Source organism: Bacteroidales bacterium, assembly GCA_021648725.1.
Classification (GTDB): Bacteria; Bacteroidota; Bacteroidia; order Bacteroidales; family JAADGE01; genus JAADGE01.
In genome coordinates, this window is sequence record JAKISF010000049.1 from 1 (window position 1) to 17,177 (window position 17,177).

General features: G+C 31.6%; 16 protein-coding genes. 10 read left to right on the top strand and 6 right to left on the bottom strand.

Annotation, left to right across the window (positions count from 1 at the left end; translation table 11 throughout):
* The coding region (locus L3J35_13020; GenBank protein MCF6367105.1) for a hypothetical protein at nt 1–493 on the bottom strand (493 nt) is incomplete at its 3' end.
* A gap of 209 nt (nt 494–702) precedes the next feature.
* On the opposite strand from L3J35_13020, the gene L3J35_13025 reads away from it, so the two are divergent.
* The 5 genes from L3J35_13025 (at nt 703) to hypE (ending at nt 4,790) form a co-directional block, all read left to right on the top strand.
* Entirely contained in the window at nt 703–1,242 is a 540-nt protein-coding gene (locus L3J35_13025; protein MCF6367106.1) for a nitroreductase family protein, read from the top strand.
* 257 nt (nt 1,243–1,499) lie between these two features.
* The gene (locus tag L3J35_13030) at nt 1,500–2,060 is read left to right on the top strand and encodes a DNA-3-methyladenine glycosylase I (protein MCF6367107.1); all 561 of its coding nucleotides are present in this window, start codon (nt 1,500–1,502) and stop codon (nt 2,058–2,060) included.
* A 27-nt stretch (nt 2,061–2,087) separates the two neighbouring features.
* A complete protein-coding gene (locus L3J35_13035; GenBank protein MCF6367108.1) occupies nt 2,088–2,501 on the top strand; it encodes a DUF1573 domain-containing protein in 414 nt (137 codons plus the stop codon).
* Nucleotides 2,502–2,520: 19 nt separating this feature from the next.
* A complete protein-coding gene (locus tag L3J35_13040) occupies nt 2,521–3,711 on the top strand; it encodes a pyridoxal phosphate-dependent aminotransferase (protein MCF6367109.1) in 1,191 nt (396 codons plus the stop codon).
* 17 nt (nt 3,712–3,728) lie between these two features.
* On the top strand, nt 3,729–4,790 hold the full coding sequence (gene hypE / locus L3J35_13045; protein MCF6367110.1) for a hydrogenase expression/formation protein HypE: 1,062 nt from the start codon (nt 3,729–3,731) through the stop codon (nt 4,788–4,790).
* Nucleotides 4,791–4,983: 193 nt separating this feature from the next.
* On the opposite strand, the gene L3J35_13050 is transcribed toward hypE, so the two are convergent.
* Nucleotides 4,984–5,988 carry a DUF255 domain-containing protein gene (locus L3J35_13050; GenBank protein MCF6367111.1) on the bottom strand — a complete coding sequence of 335 codons (1,005 nt, stop codon included), beginning with the start codon at nt 5,986–5,988 and terminating at the stop codon, nt 4,984–4,986.
* Nucleotides 5,989–6,156: 168 nt separating this feature from the next.
* On the opposite strand from L3J35_13050, the gene gap reads away from it, so the two are divergent.
* Entirely contained in the window at nt 6,157–7,164 is a 1,008-nt protein-coding gene (gene gap, locus L3J35_13055; protein MCF6367112.1) for a type I glyceraldehyde-3-phosphate dehydrogenase, read from the top strand.
* A 78-nt stretch (nt 7,165–7,242) separates the two neighbouring features.
* A complete protein-coding gene (gene gcvT / locus L3J35_13060; protein MCF6367113.1) occupies nt 7,243–8,331 on the top strand; it encodes a glycine cleavage system aminomethyltransferase GcvT in 1,089 nt (362 codons plus the stop codon).
* On the opposite strand, the gene L3J35_13065 is transcribed toward gcvT, so the two are convergent.
* A complete protein-coding gene (locus L3J35_13065; protein MCF6367114.1) occupies nt 8,328–8,729 on the bottom strand; it encodes a hypothetical protein in 402 nt (133 codons plus the stop codon). The two genes, gcvT and L3J35_13065, sit on opposite strands and share 4 nt — an antisense overlap.
* A gap of 243 nt (nt 8,730–8,972) precedes the next feature.
* Between L3J35_13065 and L3J35_13070 the strand changes: the two genes are divergently transcribed.
* Both L3J35_13070 and L3J35_13075 read left to right on the top strand, forming a co-directional pair.
* Nucleotides 8,973–11,150: a S46 family peptidase gene (locus L3J35_13070; GenBank protein MCF6367115.1), complete on the top strand. Its 2,178-nt coding sequence runs from the start codon at nt 8,973–8,975 to the stop codon at nt 11,148–11,150.
* Between the two features lie 139 nt (nt 11,151–11,289).
* Nucleotides 11,290–11,724 carry a hypothetical protein gene (locus tag L3J35_13075; GenBank protein ID MCF6367116.1) on the top strand — a complete coding sequence of 145 codons (435 nt, stop codon included), beginning with the start codon at nt 11,290–11,292 and terminating at the stop codon, nt 11,722–11,724.
* Nucleotides 11,725–11,746: 22 nt separating this feature from the next.
* Here L3J35_13075 and L3J35_13080 read toward each other — a convergent pair whose 3' ends face one another.
* Entirely contained in the window at nt 11,747–12,319 is a 573-nt protein-coding gene (locus L3J35_13080) for a rhomboid family intramembrane serine protease (protein MCF6367117.1), read from the bottom strand.
* Nucleotides 12,320–12,479: 160 nt separating this feature from the next.
* On the opposite strand from L3J35_13080, the gene L3J35_13085 reads away from it, so the two are divergent.
* Nucleotides 12,480–15,731, top strand: coding sequence for a S41 family peptidase (locus tag L3J35_13085; GenBank protein ID MCF6367118.1), 3,252 nt, complete (start codon nt 12,480–12,482; stop codon nt 15,729–15,731).
* A gap of 2 nt (nt 15,732–15,733) precedes the next feature.
* Here L3J35_13085 and L3J35_13090 read toward each other — a convergent pair whose 3' ends face one another.
* Complete coding sequence (locus tag L3J35_13090) at nt 15,734–16,288, bottom strand: GNAT family N-acetyltransferase (GenBank protein ID MCF6367119.1); 555 nt, start codon at nt 16,286–16,288, stop codon at nt 15,734–15,736.
* Between the two features lie 129 nt (nt 16,289–16,417).
* Nucleotides 16,418–17,177, bottom strand: a 760-nt coding sequence (locus L3J35_13095) for a glycosyltransferase family 9 protein (protein ID MCF6367120.1), incomplete at its 5' end; no start/stop codon positions are given.

The following is a 17,177-nucleotide window of genomic DNA, read 5'->3' on the forward strand; positions in this document are numbered from 1 at the left end:
CTTTTACACCGGCAGAAGTAACTTCAAATATTGTTTTTCCGAATTTGTCTTTTACCTCAAACAGTATGTCGGTTTCTGTCAATTCATTATTTGCTTGAACAACAAACTTTCCGGTAGGAGAATCTGTACCCACTCCGATATTATAAGTCGAGTTTGTTAAATAAACAGAATTTGCATTTTTTGTCCATAAACCTGCATCGGATGATAAATCAATCCAGCCTGTTTTACCTTCGTAGTTTTTTCCGTAAATAAAAAAACTTCCTAAAGAACTGTCAAAAACCAATAAACCCTGAGCCGGTGTTACTATGCTTGTGCGTTGTGCTGTTGTCATTCGCGGAATAAGCAGTCCTCTATTTGTTGACTCAATTTCCAATATTGCTGAACCATCAGGGTTGCCCACTGTTGTTGATATTTTCACTCCTTGTGAAAAGGAAGTTGTAATAATATTTGTAACGCAAAATAATAGGATAAGTGCTTTGTAAAGTGTTTTCATATAAGAGGTTGTTTTTTATAAAGTAGCAATTTACGTTATTAATTTAATATATACAACAAATTAGTGTAACTTTCCTTCAGTTATTTTTACAAACTGAGTGAAAAAATAAAGTTTGCGGTAATAACTTATTTTTGTTGCATTTTAATCTAACGTGCTTTTGTTTCACAATTCAAATCATTATTAGTATAATTGCATATAAAATATTCATAATGACTTTTATTGAATTAGCAAAAAAACGACAAAGCAACAGAACCTACTTAAATAAACCGGTAGAAAAAGAAAAAATAATTAAATGTGTTGAGGCGGCTCGAGCAGCGCCGTCTGCTTGCAATTCTCAACCATGGAAGTTTATAATTGTTGATAGTCCTGAACTTAAAAGTAAATTAGCTCAAACAACTTCAAACAAATTATTACCTCTTAATCATTTTACGAATCAAGCACCTGTTCTAGTTGTTATTATTAACGAAGGTTCAAATTTTACGGCAACATTAGGGAATAAAATCAAAAATAGAAACTTCAGTTTAATAGACATAGGAATCGCAGCAGAACATTTTTGTTTGCAAGCAACAGAACTTAATTTAGGAACATGTATGCTCGGTTGGTTTAAAGAAAAAGAAGTAAAAAACTTACTGAATATTCCGGAGAAGAAGCGTCCTGAGTTAATTATTACTATAGGTTATCCTGCTGACAAACAGAGAAAAAAGAAACGGAAAAAAATTGAACAAATTATGAGCTATAATAAATATTAAACATCTTAACTTAAGAAAGATATTATTTTTTCTTTCTAAATTCTTGCAGATAAAAAAAGTTTATATCTTTGCGGTGGGGTAAGTCTTATACGGCCAGCTCCTTCTTAATCCCCCAGGTCTTGATCGAAGCAAGGGTATAGAAGTTGTAGCGGTGCGATATAAGTAGCTTGCCCCTTTATTTTTTCACCCCTCTGCTTTTTATCATATTTTAATATCCCCTTTTTTTATAAATTTGTCGATAAATTTTCAATAAAAAGATGATAAAGCGTTGTAACTGGACAAAAAATAATTCGTATAACATTGAATATCACGATAATGAATGGGGCGTTCCTGTTCATGATGACATAAAATTGTTTGAATTTCTTGTTCTTGATGCTTTCCAAGCCGGATTAAGTTGGCTTACAATTTTAAAAAAACGAGAAAATTTCAAAAAAGCATTTGATAATTTTGATTATAAAAAAATTGCAAAATACGAAGATGATAAAGTTGAGGAACTAATAAAAAATACCGGAATAATAAGAAATAAATTAAAAATAAGAGCAACAATAACAAATGCACAGGCATTTATAAAAATTCAAAAAGAGTTCAAAACTTTTGATAATTATATTTGGGGGGTTGTAAATCATAAAACAATTAAAAATACGTTTCAAAGTTGGGATGAAATTCCGGCAACAACTAAAGAATCTGACAACATGAGTAAAGATTTAAAAAAAAGAGGTTTTAAATTCACAGGTTCTACAATATGCTACGCATTTATGCAGGCAGCAGGTTTAGTAAATGATCATGAAATATCATGTTTCAGATATAATGAAGTATAATTTTAACAATTTTTTAAAAAAGTAAAAATGAAAAAAATAATTAATTTAACTTTTGCAATAATGCTGTTGTTTACCGCAGCATGTTCTCAAAGCGAAGAAACAGAAAACAATGCAGAAATGACCTTTAAAGAGAGCACAGATTTTGATTACGGAAAAATTAAGCAAAACAGTGACGGCACACATGAATTTGAATTTAAAAATACCGGAGCCGATCCGTTAATAATTACAAACGTAAAATCTTCCTGCGGTTGCACAGTCCCTACTTACCCTAAAGAACCTGTAGCAAAAGGAAAAAAAGCAATAATCTCCGTAAAATATGACACAAAAAGAATCGGAACTTTTCATAAAACAATTACGGTATATTCAAATGCGAAAAATTCTCCGGTTGAGCTTCATATTAAAGGGGAAGTTCAAAGACAAGATACAACTCAAAATAAATAATTTAAAAACTCAAAATATTATGCCGAAACTATCGGAAAGGGGCTTAATAATGCCTGCATCACCAATCAGAAAGTTGGTTCCTTATGCTGAAGATGCAAAAAAGAACGGGATTAAGGTATATCATCTCAATATAGGACAGCCGGATATTAAAACACCGGAAGTTGCAATTGATGCAATAAAAAATATTGATTTTAAAACTGCTGAATATACACATTCCGCAGGAATTGAATCATATCGAAAAGGTCTTGCCGGATATTATAATAATGTAGGAATTAATATTAATTTTGAAGACATTATAATTACAACCGGAGGTTCGGAGGCAATAATATTTGCTTTTTTAACAACTATGAATCCGGGAGATGAAGTAATAATACCCGAACCTTTTTATACAAATTATAATGGTTTTGCCGTACATGCAGGTGTAAAAATAGTTCCCGTAACTTCATATATTGAAACCGGTTTTGCACTTCCGCCTATTTCCGAATTTGAGAAACTGATTACTCCGAAAACAAAAGCAGTTTTGGTATGCAATCCGAACAATCCTACAGGTTATTTATATTCAAAAGAAGAATTACAACAACTTCGAGATTTAGTTTTGAAACACAATCTATATCTTTTTGCCGATGAGGTTTATCGAGAATTTTGCTATGACGGACAAAAACACTTTTCGGTTTTAAACCTTGACGGGCTCGAAGAACATGCTGTTTTATTTGATTCTGTATCAAAAAGATACAGTGAATGCGGTGTAAGAATCGGAGCTTTAATCAGCAGAAATAAAAAGATAACAGAAGCAGCTTTAAAATACGGACAAGCAAGATTAAGCCCGCCTTTATTCGGGCAAATTGCAGCCGAAGCATCATTGCAGGCAGGCGATGAATATTTTACCGAAGTTTACGACGAATATTTAGAGCGAAGAAACTACATAATAAATGCAGTAAATAAAATTGACGGAGTTTTTGCTCCTATGCCCAAAGGCTCATTCTATGCAATATTGAGCTTGCCTGTTGAAAATGCCGAAGATTTTTGTGTGTGGCTTTTAAAAGATTTTAATTACAAAGGAGAAACCGTTATGCTTGCTCCGGCACAAGGATTTTATTCAACTCCCGATGCGGGTAAAAATCAAGTTAGATTAGCTTATGTTTTAAAAATTGAAGATTTAAAGCATTCGGTAAAAATTCTTGAAGAAGCTTTAAAAGTTTATAAAAGTTAAAAGTCAGAATTAAAAAAATGGTGGATAATAAAAAACTGAATTTAAATGCAACTTGTCCGATTCCAATTACGGAATACGATAAAGTTTTACTTGCTCACGGCGGCGGCGGTTCATTATCAAATAAGTTAATTGAAAAAATGTTTTCTCCTGAGTTTGATAATGATTATTTAAGACAAATGCACGACGGTGCCGTTTTTCAAACAAAAAAAGGAAGAATGGCTTTTTCAACGGACTCGTTTGTTATTCAACCGATTTTTTTTCCCGGCGGAAACATCGGAGAACTTGCAGTTTACGGAACCGTAAATGACATTGCCTGTTGCGGTGCCGTACCTGAATATCTTTCTCTCGGATTTATTATTGAAGAAGGATTGCCGATGGAAGATTTGTGGAAAATTGTACAATCCGTTAAAATTGCAGCCGATAAAGCCGGAGTAAAAATAGTTACCGGAGATACAAAAGTTGTTGAAAAAGGGAAAGGAGATAAAATTTTTATTAATACTTCCGGTGTAGGGTTTGTAAAAGAAGGTGTAAATATTTCTCCTCAAAATTGCAAACCCGGAGATAAAATAATTGTAAGCGGAAATATCGCCGATCACGGAATTTGCATTATGTCTTTACGTGCCGGATTAGAATTTGAAACCCAAATTAAAAGCGATACTGCACCATTAAATCACATGATTCAAGAAATTTTAGAGGTTTCGGATAAAATTAATGTTTTAAGAGATCCCACACGGGGAGGACTTGCAAGCACATTAAATGAAATTGCAAAATCATCCGGCAGGGGAATAATGCTTTATGAGGATAAAATTCCTTTGCGAGAAGATGTTAACGGAGTTTGCGAAATGCTGGGGCTTGACCCTTTGTATGTTGCAAATGAAGGTAAACTGTTAGTTTTTACAGCAGAAGAAGATGCCGATAAAGTTTTAAAAACTATGCAAAAAAATGAATACGGAAAAGATGCAGCAATAATCGGCGAAGTACAAAAAACTGATGATAAAATTGTTAAACTAAAAACATCAATAGGTACTACCCGAATTGTTGATATGATTTCCGGAGAGCAACTTCCGAGAATCTGTTAAACCCAAATTATGTATGAAGTTTGTTCTGAGGTTTGAAAATATAATAAAATATTACATTTTATTATATTAAGCAGGTTGTTGAATCTATTATAGATTGCAGAACATGACAGAGAAATTAATTTCCAACTTTGCTCTCATTTTATCAAAATTAATCGAGTCGGTTTCAATTTGAAATCTCATAATATTTCCTGTTTTAGTTTAAATTCAATTTACTTTTAAAATCCTTTATAAAAGCATTAAATTTTTCAGTTTTATACTTATCGTCTCCGTAAAAATTAATAATTTTTTCAAACTTTTCAGGTGTCATATACTCTTGAAATTTTGCTATAACATTTCCTTTTTCATCAAGAATAATAAAAGCGGGAAAATTCATCTTGCCTCCGAGAGCTGCAATAGGTAACTGATGGTATTTATAAGATTTATTTTCATTTATATATTTAATTCCCTTTATTTCTAACGTATCCTGAGTAAATACATCAATGCTTACGGAATAAAATTTATCGTTTAAATAAGATGCAATTTCTGGTCGGTTAAATGTTTGGGTTCGCATTAAAGTACAACTTATTTTATTGTAATTATAAAAATTAAGCAACATTTTTCTCGGTTCTTTTTTGTTCAATTCCTGAGCTTCTTTTAAAGGGTTCCATCTTATCTTTAAACGTGTAATAATTTGACTTTGCCCCGGAGGATAACCTTTTACATGATATTTATACCAATCTTCAAAAGGTGTTGACAAATCAATATCTTCGGCATAATAAATTAAAATTCTGAAAATTTCATCTCTATTTTTAAATCCCTTAAATGCTCTTCCGGCAGCTCTTCTGCTGAACAGAACTAATGTGGGTAATGTGTCGGCTCCCGCAATCATATTAACTAAATCATGCGTTTTTCCGCTTTTATTATGGTAATATTTTCCGTCAAAGAACTTTAAACTGTCTTTTGTTTCAGCATTAATCTTAACCGGATAAAACAAAATATTAATATAATTTGCAACTTCGGGGTTTGAAAATGTTGTTTTTTCTTGCTCTCGGCATGAATCACAATCATTTTTATAAATATAAATCATTATCGGCTTTTGATTTTTCGCAAATAAGTTTCCGGCTTCCTCTATACTTATCCAGTGAACTGAATCTTGAACACTTTGCGAAAAAGCACCGGCACTGATTAATAAAGCTAAAAATAATAAAAGGTTTTTCATCTTATACTTTTTCTGTTATTAACGATAATTGCATAATAAAATTTTATAACAGTAAAAATAGCAAACGTTTGATTTTTTAGAAATTTATTTTCTTGAACTTTATAAATTTATATCTTACATTTGCGGCAATAATTTACTAAAACAAAATTAACTAAAAAAATAAATAAAATGGCAAAAATTAAAGTCGGAATTAACGGTTTCGGAAGAATCGGAAGAATGGTTTACAGAATTATACTTGAAAGTACTGATTATGAAGTTGTGGGAATAAATGATTTAACAAGCAACAAAGTGTTAGCACATTTGTTGAAATATGATTCTACACAAGGTCAGTTTGGCGGAGATGTTTCTTATGATGATGAAAACTTAATTGTTAACGGTAAAAAAATTCACGTAAGTGAAGAAAGAAACCCGGCAAACATACCTTGGGGAGTTACTCCTGATGTTGTTATTGAAGCAACAGGTGTTTTCAGAACAAAAGAAAGTCCTAAAGGCGGATACGGTGATCATTTAAAAAACGGTGCGAAAAAAGTTATATTAACAGTTCCTGCAAAAGATACAATTGATAATATGATTGTTTTAGGTGTTAATAATGATGACTTAAAACCTGAAGACCAATGCGTATCTAATGCTTCATGTACAACAAACTGCCTTGCACCTGTTGCAAAAGTTTTAGAAGATAACTTCGGAATTGAAAAGGGATTGATTAATACAATTCATTCATATACAAATGATCAAGTTATTCTTGACGGACCGCACGGTGATTTGAGAAGAGCTCGTTCAGCTGCGGTCTCTATTATTCCTACAACAACCGGAGCAGCAGCAGCAGTCGGGAAAATTATTCCCGAATTGAACGGTAAACTAAACGGAATGGCAACAAGAGTTCCTACACCGACAGGGTCGTTAGTAGATTTAGTCGTAACATTAAAAAAAGATGTAACAGTTGATGAAATTAATGCAGCAATGAAAAAAGCAGCAGAAGGACCGATGAAAGGTATATTACAATATACGGAAGATCCTATTGTTTCTGTTGATGTAATTCATAATCCACATTCATCAATATTTGATTCTCAAAGCACAATGGTAATTGACGGGAACATGGTTAAAATACTTTCGTGGTATGATAACGAGTGGGGGTATTCTTCAAGAGTTGTTGATTTAATAGGAAAATTATTTTAAAATGTTTTAAATCATAAATTATTTAAAAGCTGTTTCGTATCTTTGCGGAACAGTTTTTTTAAATTAAAAGCATAAGACATGAAAATAACTCAATTCAATAAAAAACATAAAGAGCTCGGCGGAAAAATGGTTGAGTTTGCCGGTTACGAAATGCCTGTTGAATACACAGGTGTTAACGATGAGCATATTAATGTAAGAGAAAATGTAGGAGTATTTGATGTTTCGCATATGGGCGAAATATGGGTAAAAGGAGCAAAAGCTTATGATTTTGTTCAAAAAGTAACATCAAATGATATTTCAACTTTAAAAATCGGTAATGCACAATATTCTTGTTTTCCTAATGATAAAGGAGGAATTGTTGATGATTTAATCGTCTATTATTATGAAAAAGAAAAATATATGTTGGTTGTTAATGCTTCTAATGTTGAAAAAGATTGGAATTGGTTAGTAAAAAATAATTCAGAAGGTGCAGAGCTTGAAAATGCCTCCGATGTTATTTCTCAACTTGCCGTTCAAGGTCCCAATGCCGTAAAAGTTCTTCAAAAACTTACAGATATTAATTTATCCGTAATTAAATTCTACACATTTAAAACAGGAGAAGTTGCAGGAGTAAAAGATGTTATAATTTCAGCAACAGGTTACACAGGCTCGGGAGGATTTGAATTGTATATGTATAACAATGATGCCGAAAAAGTTTGGGATGCAATTTTTGATGCAGGAAAAGAATTCGGCATAAAACCTGCAGGACTTGCAGCAAGAGATACTTTAAGACTTGAAATGGGTTACAGTTTATACGGAAATGACATAAACGAAACAACATCTCCTATTGAAGCAGGTTTAGGATGGATTACGAAATTTACGGAAAATAACAACTTCATAAACAGAGAATATCTTCAAAATCAAAAAGAAAACGGAGTAACTAAAAGATTTCGCGGTTTTGAAATGATTGACCGCGGTATTCCCCGAAAAGATTATGAGATTTATGATAAAGATGAAAATATTATAGGTATTGTAACTTCCGGAACCATGTCGCCGATGTTAAAAAAAGGTATAGGAACCGGATATATTAATAAAGGACATTGGTCTTTTGAGAATGAAATATTTATAAAAGTTCGAAAGAAAATGCTTAAAGCAAAAATTGTTAGATTACCATTTTATAAAATTTAATTTTTTAACTCATCTAACATTTTAATCAAATCATTCATTTGTTGTTTTGATAATAAAGAAATACTCAAAGGCGGATAATTAAACTTTCCTTTTGGAGTTTTTATTGTAAATTGAACTGTTTTCTTTAATCCGAAGAAAACATCCTCTATTTTATAATCAAAAAAATAAGCTCTCGGAATTTCAAATGATTTATATTTTCGAAAAATGGGATGTGCTGTATAATATCTTACAATTATCTTATTTCCCAGATATTCAATGAAAAAATAATTAGATTGCCTCAATAACAATGTAATATATACTGTTGCAATAATTCCGATTGATATCGGATAAAACAGACTTTTTAAACTTTCAAAATATGCGTAAATAAATAATGCTGTCATAACTAAAAACATTATCATATACATAATCTTCAATTTGGCCGTTTGTAATCTGTTGTCAACTTTCATATTATTTTTATATTATAATTTTATTTTACAGAAACAAAAATCACTTATAGTTAATTATTAACATTTAGTAAAGCAGAAAAAACTGTTCGTATAAACATATTTTTATTTTGTTTTCAAATTTCTATATTTGTAAAATTAAGTTATTTTAATTTAATACACAAGATAGTTTTTATATAAATTAACAAACCAAATATTATGATTAAAAAGTTTTTTGCAGTGTTACTTGTTTTCACATTAATACTGAACACAAACGTAAAAGCTGACGGAGATGATGAGGGTATGTGGTTACCTATGCTTGTTCAAAAATTGAATATGCAAAAAATGCAAGCAATGGGTTTAAAACTTACGGCTGAAGATATTTACAGCGTTAACAAAGGCAGCTTAAAAGATGCTGTTATTGCTCTTGACCACGGTTCTTGCACCGGTGAACTCGTCTCTCCCGACGGTTTATTTCTGACAAATCATCATTGCGGATACGGTGAAATTCAAGCTCACAGCACTGTTGAACATGACTATTTAACTGATGGTTTTTGGGCTATGTCAAGAGAAGAGGAATTACCTAACCCCGGAAAAACTGTTTCGTTTTTAATTAGTGTAGAAGATGTTACCGATAAAGTTAATGAAGTTGTAAATGATGAAATGTCAGAAAAGGAAAGAGAAACTGCTATTATGAAACTTGCTGCGAAACTGGAAAAAGCAGCAGTTGATAATTCAAAAGAATGGTATGAAGCAAAAATGCAACCCTTCTTCGAAGGCAACAGCTACTATTTGTTTGTATATGAAACATTTATGGATGTTCGTTTAGTGGGTGCCCCTCCTTCATCAATAGGAAAATACGGTGCCGATACCGATAACTGGATGTGGCCTCGACATACCGGAGACTTTTCAATGTTCCGAATTTATTGTGCCCCTGACGGAAAACCTGCTGAATATTCTGAAGAAAATGTACCTTTCCATCCAAAAAAATTCTTTCCTGTTTCGGTAAAAGGAACAAAAAAGAATGATTTTGCAATGGTTATGGGATATCCCGGAAGCACTACAAGATACATGACATCTTGGGGCGTTGACCAAGAAATGAAAAACACTAATGCCATAAGAATTAAACTAAGAGGCATTAAGCAAGATATCATGAAAAAAGAAATGAATGCTTCTGATAAAGTAAGAATTCAATATGCATCTAAGTATTCTCGATCAACGAACTATTACAAATATTCAATAGGACAAAATAAAGGTTTAAAAGCTTTAAATGTCGTGGCTAAAAAACAAAAAGGAGAAGCAGAACTTGAAGCTTGGATAAATAAGAAAAAGAAAAGAAAAGAAAAATACGGAGAAGCCCTTCCTATTATTAAAAAATTAACAAAAGAGTTAGACGAAGCAAATAAAGTTCAAAATTATTGGGTTGAAGCATTTTGGTTAGGACCTGAATGTATTAAAGCAGGCTTAAGAGGGTATTACGGTTTGCAAAGAGCAGCAGGAAACGAAGAAGCAATGAAAGAATTTAAAGAAAAAGGGAAAGATTTTTTCAAAGATTATTACCAACCTATTGACAAAGAGATGTTTATTGCAATGTGTGAAACCTACAAAGAAGATATTAATCCTAATTATTATCCGAGTTTCTTTAAATTAGTAGATACAGTATATAGCGGTGATTTTTCAAAATATGCTGATTACCTGTATTCAACATCAGTTTTTGTTGACGAAGACCGTTTTAATAAATTTATGGAAAATGTAGATTTAGCAAAATTAGAAAAAGATCCTGCCGTTGTTGTTGCAAATTCGGTATATGCAGTATATACCGGGCTTCAAAAAGAAACTGAAGAAAAAATGTATGAATTTGATAAAGGAAAACGAAAATATCTGGCAGCATTATTAGAAAAAGAAAAAGATGTTGCTCATTATCCTGATGCTAATTCAACAATGCGTTTTACATACGGCTCAGTAGGAGATTATTCGCCTATGGATGCTGTTATTTATAAGCATTATACAACCTTAAAAGGATATATGGAAAAAGAAAAAGAAGGAGCACCGAAAACAGATGAATTTTATGTTCCGCAAAAATTGAAAGATTTATATGCCGCAAAAGATTACGGGCAATATGCTGACATTAGTTCTGACGGAAAAAAAGAAATGAGAGTTTGTTTCACAACCAATAATGATATTACCGGCGGTAATTCAGGAAGCCCTGTTATTAACGGAAACGGCGAATTAATAGGAATCGCTTTTGACGGAAACTGGGAAGCAATGAGCGGTGATATTGCATTTGAAACTGAACTTCAAAAATGTATTAATGTTGATATTCGATTTGTATTATTTGTTATTGACAAATATGCAGGAGCAAAACATTTAATCGATGAAATGACAATAGTAAAATAATAGCCTTAATCTTATTTAAAAGGTTGTCTTTAAAGGCAACCTTTTTTTATTGTTTTCAGTCATTTATAAAACAGTTATTCATTTTTTGAAAATACATTTTTATTATTTATTTTTATAATCTGATAATCAAACTTAAAAAATGAAAAGTTTCTTACATACAATATTACTCATAGTTTTAATTGCCGGCGGAAGCAGTAATATCAATGCACAATGTTTAGATTTAGTAAAAACAACCGGTTTTAATAAGTTAAATACTGAGTTATATGTTCCGGAAGGAAGGTTTGATGCTTTAACATTAAGTGAAGGAGATAATTTAAAAGTTTACAAATCCTTTTTCAGAGGAAAAACATACAAAATCGTTGTAATCGGAGCAGAGAATATGCCTAAATTAAAATTTCAAGTAAAAACAATGCAAGGAAATGTTATTTATGATAATTCCGAAGATAATTCCGATAACTGGGAATACACCTCAGACAGAAATCAAAATTTAATGATAACAGTTGAAATACCTTCAAACTCAGATTCACAAATTGATACAGGCTGTATTGCCGTATTGTTAGGGTATAAAATGTAACTTCTTTTCTCTTCTTTCAGAACTAAATTGACTTTTGTTTATATTTATTTCTGTACATATAAGCAGCAATAATTCCTGCAATTGCCCCGAATAAATGTCCTTGCCAAGAAATTCCCGGTTGTTTTGGTAATACTCCGAATATCAAAGTTCCGCCGTATAATAACAAAACAATCAAACCTATTATAATTGCTTTAGGGCTTCTTCTGAATATTCCGCTGAATAATAAAAAACCTATGAAACTGAAAATAACTCCGCTGGCACCGATATGAACAGAGTTACTTTGGGCAAACAACCAAACGGCAAAACCTCCGACAAATATTGAAAAAATTGTAACAGGAATCCATAGCTTACTGTAAAACTGTACAATTAAGAATGTTAAAATAAATAAAGGTATAGAATTAGAAATTAAATGCCCCCAAGAAGCATGTAAAAACGGAGATAAAGGGACACCTATCAGACCCCATGTTTCACGAGGTCTTATTCCCAGTCCTTTAAAATCAGCAAAGAATACAATAATGTTTAAAATGTAAACTGCCCAAATAACTGCAACTGCCCATAGAGCAATTATTAAACTTTGTTTAAGTTCTTTTTTCATATCAAAAGTTATTTACCATTGCAAATATAAACAATTATTTTTACGAATGTCAGCATAAATTTGTCGTTAATACTTAAAACATTCAAAACTTCATTTAATATTATTGATTATCAAAAAGTTTTATGATATTTGAGAATTATTGAAATTTTATTTTAGAATTATGAGGAAGTTATTAAGTTTTTTTCTTTTAAATTTATTTGTATTTGTAATATTTGCTCAAAAAAATCCTTTATGGATGCGATATCCCTCTGTTTCTCCCGACGGAAAAACAGTTGCTTTTGCATATAAAGGAGATATATATAAAGTTTCTGCAAGCGGCGGAACGGCTGTTGCATTAACACAAAATCCTGCTTATGACTATAAACCTGTATGGTCTCCCGACGGAAAAACAATTGCTTTTGCATCAGACAGATACGGAAACTTTGACATTTTTACGGTTTCTTCAAAAGGAGGAACCCCCGAAAGGCTTACATTTTTTTCGGGTAAAGAAACTCCTTCTTCATTCAGCCCCGACGGAAAAAAAATATTATTTAGTGCATCTATTCAAGATTTACCGGAAAATACAGCATTCCCGAGAGGGTATATCAGCGAATTATATTATGTTCCCGTAAACGGAGGGCGTATAAGACAAATTTTATCAACACCGGCAGAAGCAGCACAATATTCAAAAGATGAAACAAAAATAATTTATCACGATTCAAAAGGACCTGAAAATTACTGGAGAAAACATCACACATCCTCAACAACAAGAGATGTCAGAGTCTTTGATAAAAATACAGGAAAGCATAAAATACTGTCAACTTATGCAGGAGAAAACAGAACACCGTTTTTTTCCGCCGATGAAAAAGAAATATTTTTCTTATCTGAGCAATTTGACAACAATTTTAATATTTGCAAGTTCAATTTTTCAAATCCCGAAAAAGTTACTCAAATTACACATTTCAAAAATCACCCTGTTCGTTTTTTATCAGTTTCTGACAATGATGATTTATGCTTCGGTTACGACGGAGAAATTTACATAATGAAAAAAGGACAAGAACCGGAAAAAATATCAATAAATATTTATTCGGATATTAAAGAAAAACCCGAAGAATATATGACTGAAACTTCCGGAGCAACAGATATGGATGTTTCGCCCGACGGAAAAGAAATAGCTTTCATTTTAAGAGGCAATGTTTTTGTAACTTCAACGGAATATTCTACTACAAAGCAAATTACATCAACTCCTGAGCAAGAACGTTCGGTGAGTTTCAGCCCCGACGGAAAAGCAATTTTATATGCATCGGAACGAAACGGAAGTTGGAATGTTTATCAAACAAAATTAATAAAAGATGACGAAACAAAATTTGTTTTTGCAACCGAACTTAAAGAAGAGGTTATTATTGCAAATAAAAAAGAAAACTTTCAACCGAAATTTTCACCCGACGGAAAAGAAGTTGCTTTTTTAGAAGAAAGGACAGAATTAAAAGTCATTAATTTAAAAAATAAAAAAATAAGAACCATTTTAAAAGGTTCTTATAATTATTCTTATTCTGATGGTGATCAATCTTATGAATGGTCGCCCGACAGTAAATCTTTTTTAGTAAGTTATTCTCCTAATATGCTTTTTTTTAATGATATAGCACTTGTAAATGCCGACGGAAAAAGTGAACCCGAAAATTTAACTCTCAGCGGATATTCTGACAGTAATGCTAAATGGGCATTAAAAGGCAAAGCAATGATTTGGGAATCAGACAGAAACGGGTATCGAAGTCACGGAAGTTGGGGATCGTACAGAGATGTTTACGCAATGTTCTTCACACAAGATGCTTATAATAAATTTAAATTAAGCAAGGAAGAATATGAACTTTATAAAGAAACCGAAAAAAAGAAAAAAGAAGAAGAAAGTAAAAAAGATAAGGATAAGAAAGTTGAGGACAAAAAGGAAAAAGAGGGTGAAAAAATTAAAGATATTAAAATTGAAAAAGAAGGTTTGGAAGATAGAATTGCAAAATTAACAATTAATTCGTCATCAATATCTGATGCTGTTTTATCTTCTGACGGTGATAAACTTTATTATTTATGCAAATTTGAAAAGGGTTATGATTTGTGGGTTAACAATCTCAGAAAAAAAGAAACAAAGTTGGTTTTGAAGTTATCGGGTTACGGAGGTTCACTTAAAATTGATAAAGACGGAAAAAGCTTATTTATGTTTTCGGGCGGAAAAATTATTAAAGTTTCTACATCAGGTTATAAAAAAACACCTGTTGCTTTTAAAGCAGAATATTATTTGAATAAAGAAGAAGAAAGAGCATATATGTTTGAACATGCTTGGAGGCAAACATATAAAAAATTCTACGCGGAAGATATGCACGGAGTTGATTGGGAGTTTTACAAAAAAGAATACAAAAAATTCTTGCCTTATATTAACAATAATTATGACTTTTCTGAACTTTTAAGCGAAATGCTCGGAGAATTAAATGCTTCGCATACCGGAAGCGGATACAGACATAAAGATAAAAAAGGCGATAAAACAGCATCATTAGGAATTTTTTATGATATGAATTATACGGAAGCCGGTATTAAAATTTCAGAAGTTATTGAAAAAGGTCTTTTGTCACGAGCAAAAACAGAAATTAAAAAAGGTTATATTATTGAAAAAATTGACGGGCAAAAAATTGAAGCAAATAAAGATTTTTACCAACTACTGAATCATAAAACCGGAAAAAATGTGTTGCTGACAGTTAAAAATACTGAAACCGGAAAAACATTCACAGAAACTGTAAAACCTATTTCGTTAGGAGCTGAAAACAACTTATTATACGACCGTTGGGTAAAAAACAGAAGAGCGGAAACCGAAAAATTATCAGGCGGAAAGATAGGTTATGTTCACGTAAAAGGGATGAACAGCAAAAGTTTCAGAAAAGTTTACAGTGATTTATTAGGCAGAAATTACAAAAAAGAAGCAGTAATAATTGATACAAGATATAATCACGGAGGTTGGTTGCACGATGATTTGGCAACACTTTTCAGTGGTAAAAAATATGTTGATTTTGTTCCGAGAGGGCACGAATTCGGCTACGACCCGATGGGTAAATGGGTAAAACCGTCAATAGTACTTATGTCGGAAGGAAATTATTCCGATGCACACGGGTTTCCTTATGTTTATACAACATTAAAAATAGGAAAAACGGTAGGAATGCCTGTTCCGGGCACAATGACAGCTGTTTGGTGGGAAAGTTTGCAGGATAAAAGTTTGTTTTTCGGAATTCCGCAAGTGGGAGCAAGAGATATGAACGGAGATTTACTCGAAAATAAACAATTAGAACCCGATTTTAAGATCGAAAATGAATATGATATTATTATTAAAAACCGAGACCGGCAACTTGAAAAAGCAGTTGAAGTTATGCTTAAAGAATTAAATGAAAAATAGTTTTAACCTGAAAAATCTTTTTTGTAAAGGCAAAAATACATGCTGAAATCATCAGTTGTTTTGCCTTTTTCGGCATATTCTTGTACCCCTTTAATTTTTAATAAACTTCTTTTTGCAGGAATATTTAAAATATCAACTTTAAAATCAACCCGAGTTATGTCAAGATTATCAAAGCAACAAGCAATCAGCAATTTTCCTGATGTTTGGATTAATCCTGTTCCCAGAGAATCTTTTCCCGACCAAGTTGAGGTAATTTCAATGCTTTTATCTTCGGAAGAATAATTTGTAACACTTGTTGAACCTACAACTTTACCGGTTTCTTTATTTATTATAGTAAAGGGAACACATTTTTTATCTTCATAATCTTTTAAAAGTTCATCAATCCAATTTGCAAGTGTTTCTTCGTTCGACAAATCATGCGTAAAATATTTCCATTGCAATTTATCTTGCGTAATTTTTTTAAAAGAATCAATATCCTCTTTTCTGAGAATTCGAAGATAAACCTCTGAGTTTTCAATTATCTTATTTTCAAGATGTTGTAAGGCTGTATTTTCCATTTTTCTGACATTTTAATGATTTATAAGAATTCGGCATATACAATTTACGTCAAAAAAAATATTTATCATAATTTAAAAGAAAAAAAATGAAAAATCAAGTTTGAAAACTGAATGTTTAATTGTCGTATTTTATTTTAATGCAGATTCACAAATTTGAACAATTTCTTCGGGTAAGATTGAATTTAAACATTCTAAAGTTTCTTTAAAGCATTTTTTATTTCCGTAAACGGAACAAGGTCGGCAACTTAAAGTTTCGTTTTGAATAATATATGATTTTTCGACCGGCACAAAAGGCGTAAAACCCGCAAAAGGATGTGTAGCACCCCAAACAGAAATAATTTTTATTCCCGTTAAGGCGGCAATGTGCATATTTGCAGAATCCATTGTCAGCATTAAATTCAACTTGCTGATTATTACAATTTCATCTTCCAAAGAAAATTTGCCGATTAAAGAATGAACATTATTTGATTTTTTTCCGATTTTCTCAGCTGTTCTTTTTTCATTATTCCCTCCGCCGAAAATGAAAATTTCATATCCTTTTTTTTCGAGTAAATAAATAACTTCCGTCATTTTCTCAATAGGATATTGTTTTTGTAGGTGCATTGCAAAAGGTGCAATTCCGATTTTCTTTGAAGAATTTTGAAAAAGATGTTCGATTTCAGGATTTATTTCGAATTTATTTTGTGAATTAGTATTATTTAATTCAATTTTAATATCTGCTTTTAAAAAAGTTTCAACATATCTTTGTGTAGTATGTTTTAATTGTTTCAGAACTTTTTTATTTCTGTTTATGAGTTGTTTTTTTTCTTTTTTTTCTTTATCAATTTTATGTGTTTTTATTGAATCTAGTTTGAAAAAAAAAGATAAAACCTTAGACCTTATTTCATTA

Excerpts from the sequence above, each read along its gene's own strand:
- L3J35_13090 (MCF6367119.1), bottom strand. The coding sequence starts at position 16,288 with ATGGAAAATACAGCCTTACAACATCTTGAAAATAAGATAATTGAAAAC.
- L3J35_13065 (MCF6367114.1), bottom strand. The coding sequence starts at position 8,729 with ATGATAATGTTTTTAGTTATGACAGCATTATTTATTTACGCATATTTT.
- L3J35_13025 (MCF6367106.1), top strand. The coding sequence starts at position 703 with ATGACTTTTATTGAATTAGCAAAAAAACGACAAAGCAACAGAACCTAC.
- L3J35_13085 (MCF6367118.1), top strand. The coding sequence starts at position 12,480 with ATGAGGAAGTTATTAAGTTTTTTTCTTTTAAATTTATTTGTATTTGTA.
- L3J35_13035 (MCF6367108.1), top strand. The coding sequence starts at position 2,088 with ATGAAAAAAATAATTAATTTAACTTTTGCAATAATGCTGTTGTTTACC.
- L3J35_13050 (MCF6367111.1), bottom strand. The coding sequence starts at position 5,988 with ATGAAAAACCTTTTATTATTTTTAGCTTTATTAATCAGTGCCGGTGCT.
- gap (MCF6367112.1), top strand. The coding sequence starts at position 6,157 with ATGGCAAAAATTAAAGTCGGAATTAACGGTTTCGGAAGAATCGGAAGA.
- L3J35_13040 (MCF6367109.1), top strand. The coding sequence starts at position 2,521 with ATGCCGAAACTATCGGAAAGGGGCTTAATAATGCCTGCATCACCAATC.
- L3J35_13070 (MCF6367115.1), top strand. The coding sequence starts at position 8,973 with ATGATTAAAAAGTTTTTTGCAGTGTTACTTGTTTTCACATTAATACTG.
- hypE (MCF6367110.1), top strand. The coding sequence starts at position 3,729 with ATGGTGGATAATAAAAAACTGAATTTAAATGCAACTTGTCCGATTCCA.
- L3J35_13075 (MCF6367116.1), top strand. The coding sequence starts at position 11,290 with ATGAAAAGTTTCTTACATACAATATTACTCATAGTTTTAATTGCCGGC.
- L3J35_13030 (MCF6367107.1), top strand. The coding sequence starts at position 1,500 with ATGATAAAGCGTTGTAACTGGACAAAAAATAATTCGTATAACATTGAA.
- gcvT (MCF6367113.1), top strand. The coding sequence starts at position 7,243 with ATGAAAATAACTCAATTCAATAAAAAACATAAAGAGCTCGGCGGAAAA.
- L3J35_13080 (MCF6367117.1), bottom strand. The coding sequence starts at position 12,319 with ATGAAAAAAGAACTTAAACAAAGTTTAATAATTGCTCTATGGGCAGTT.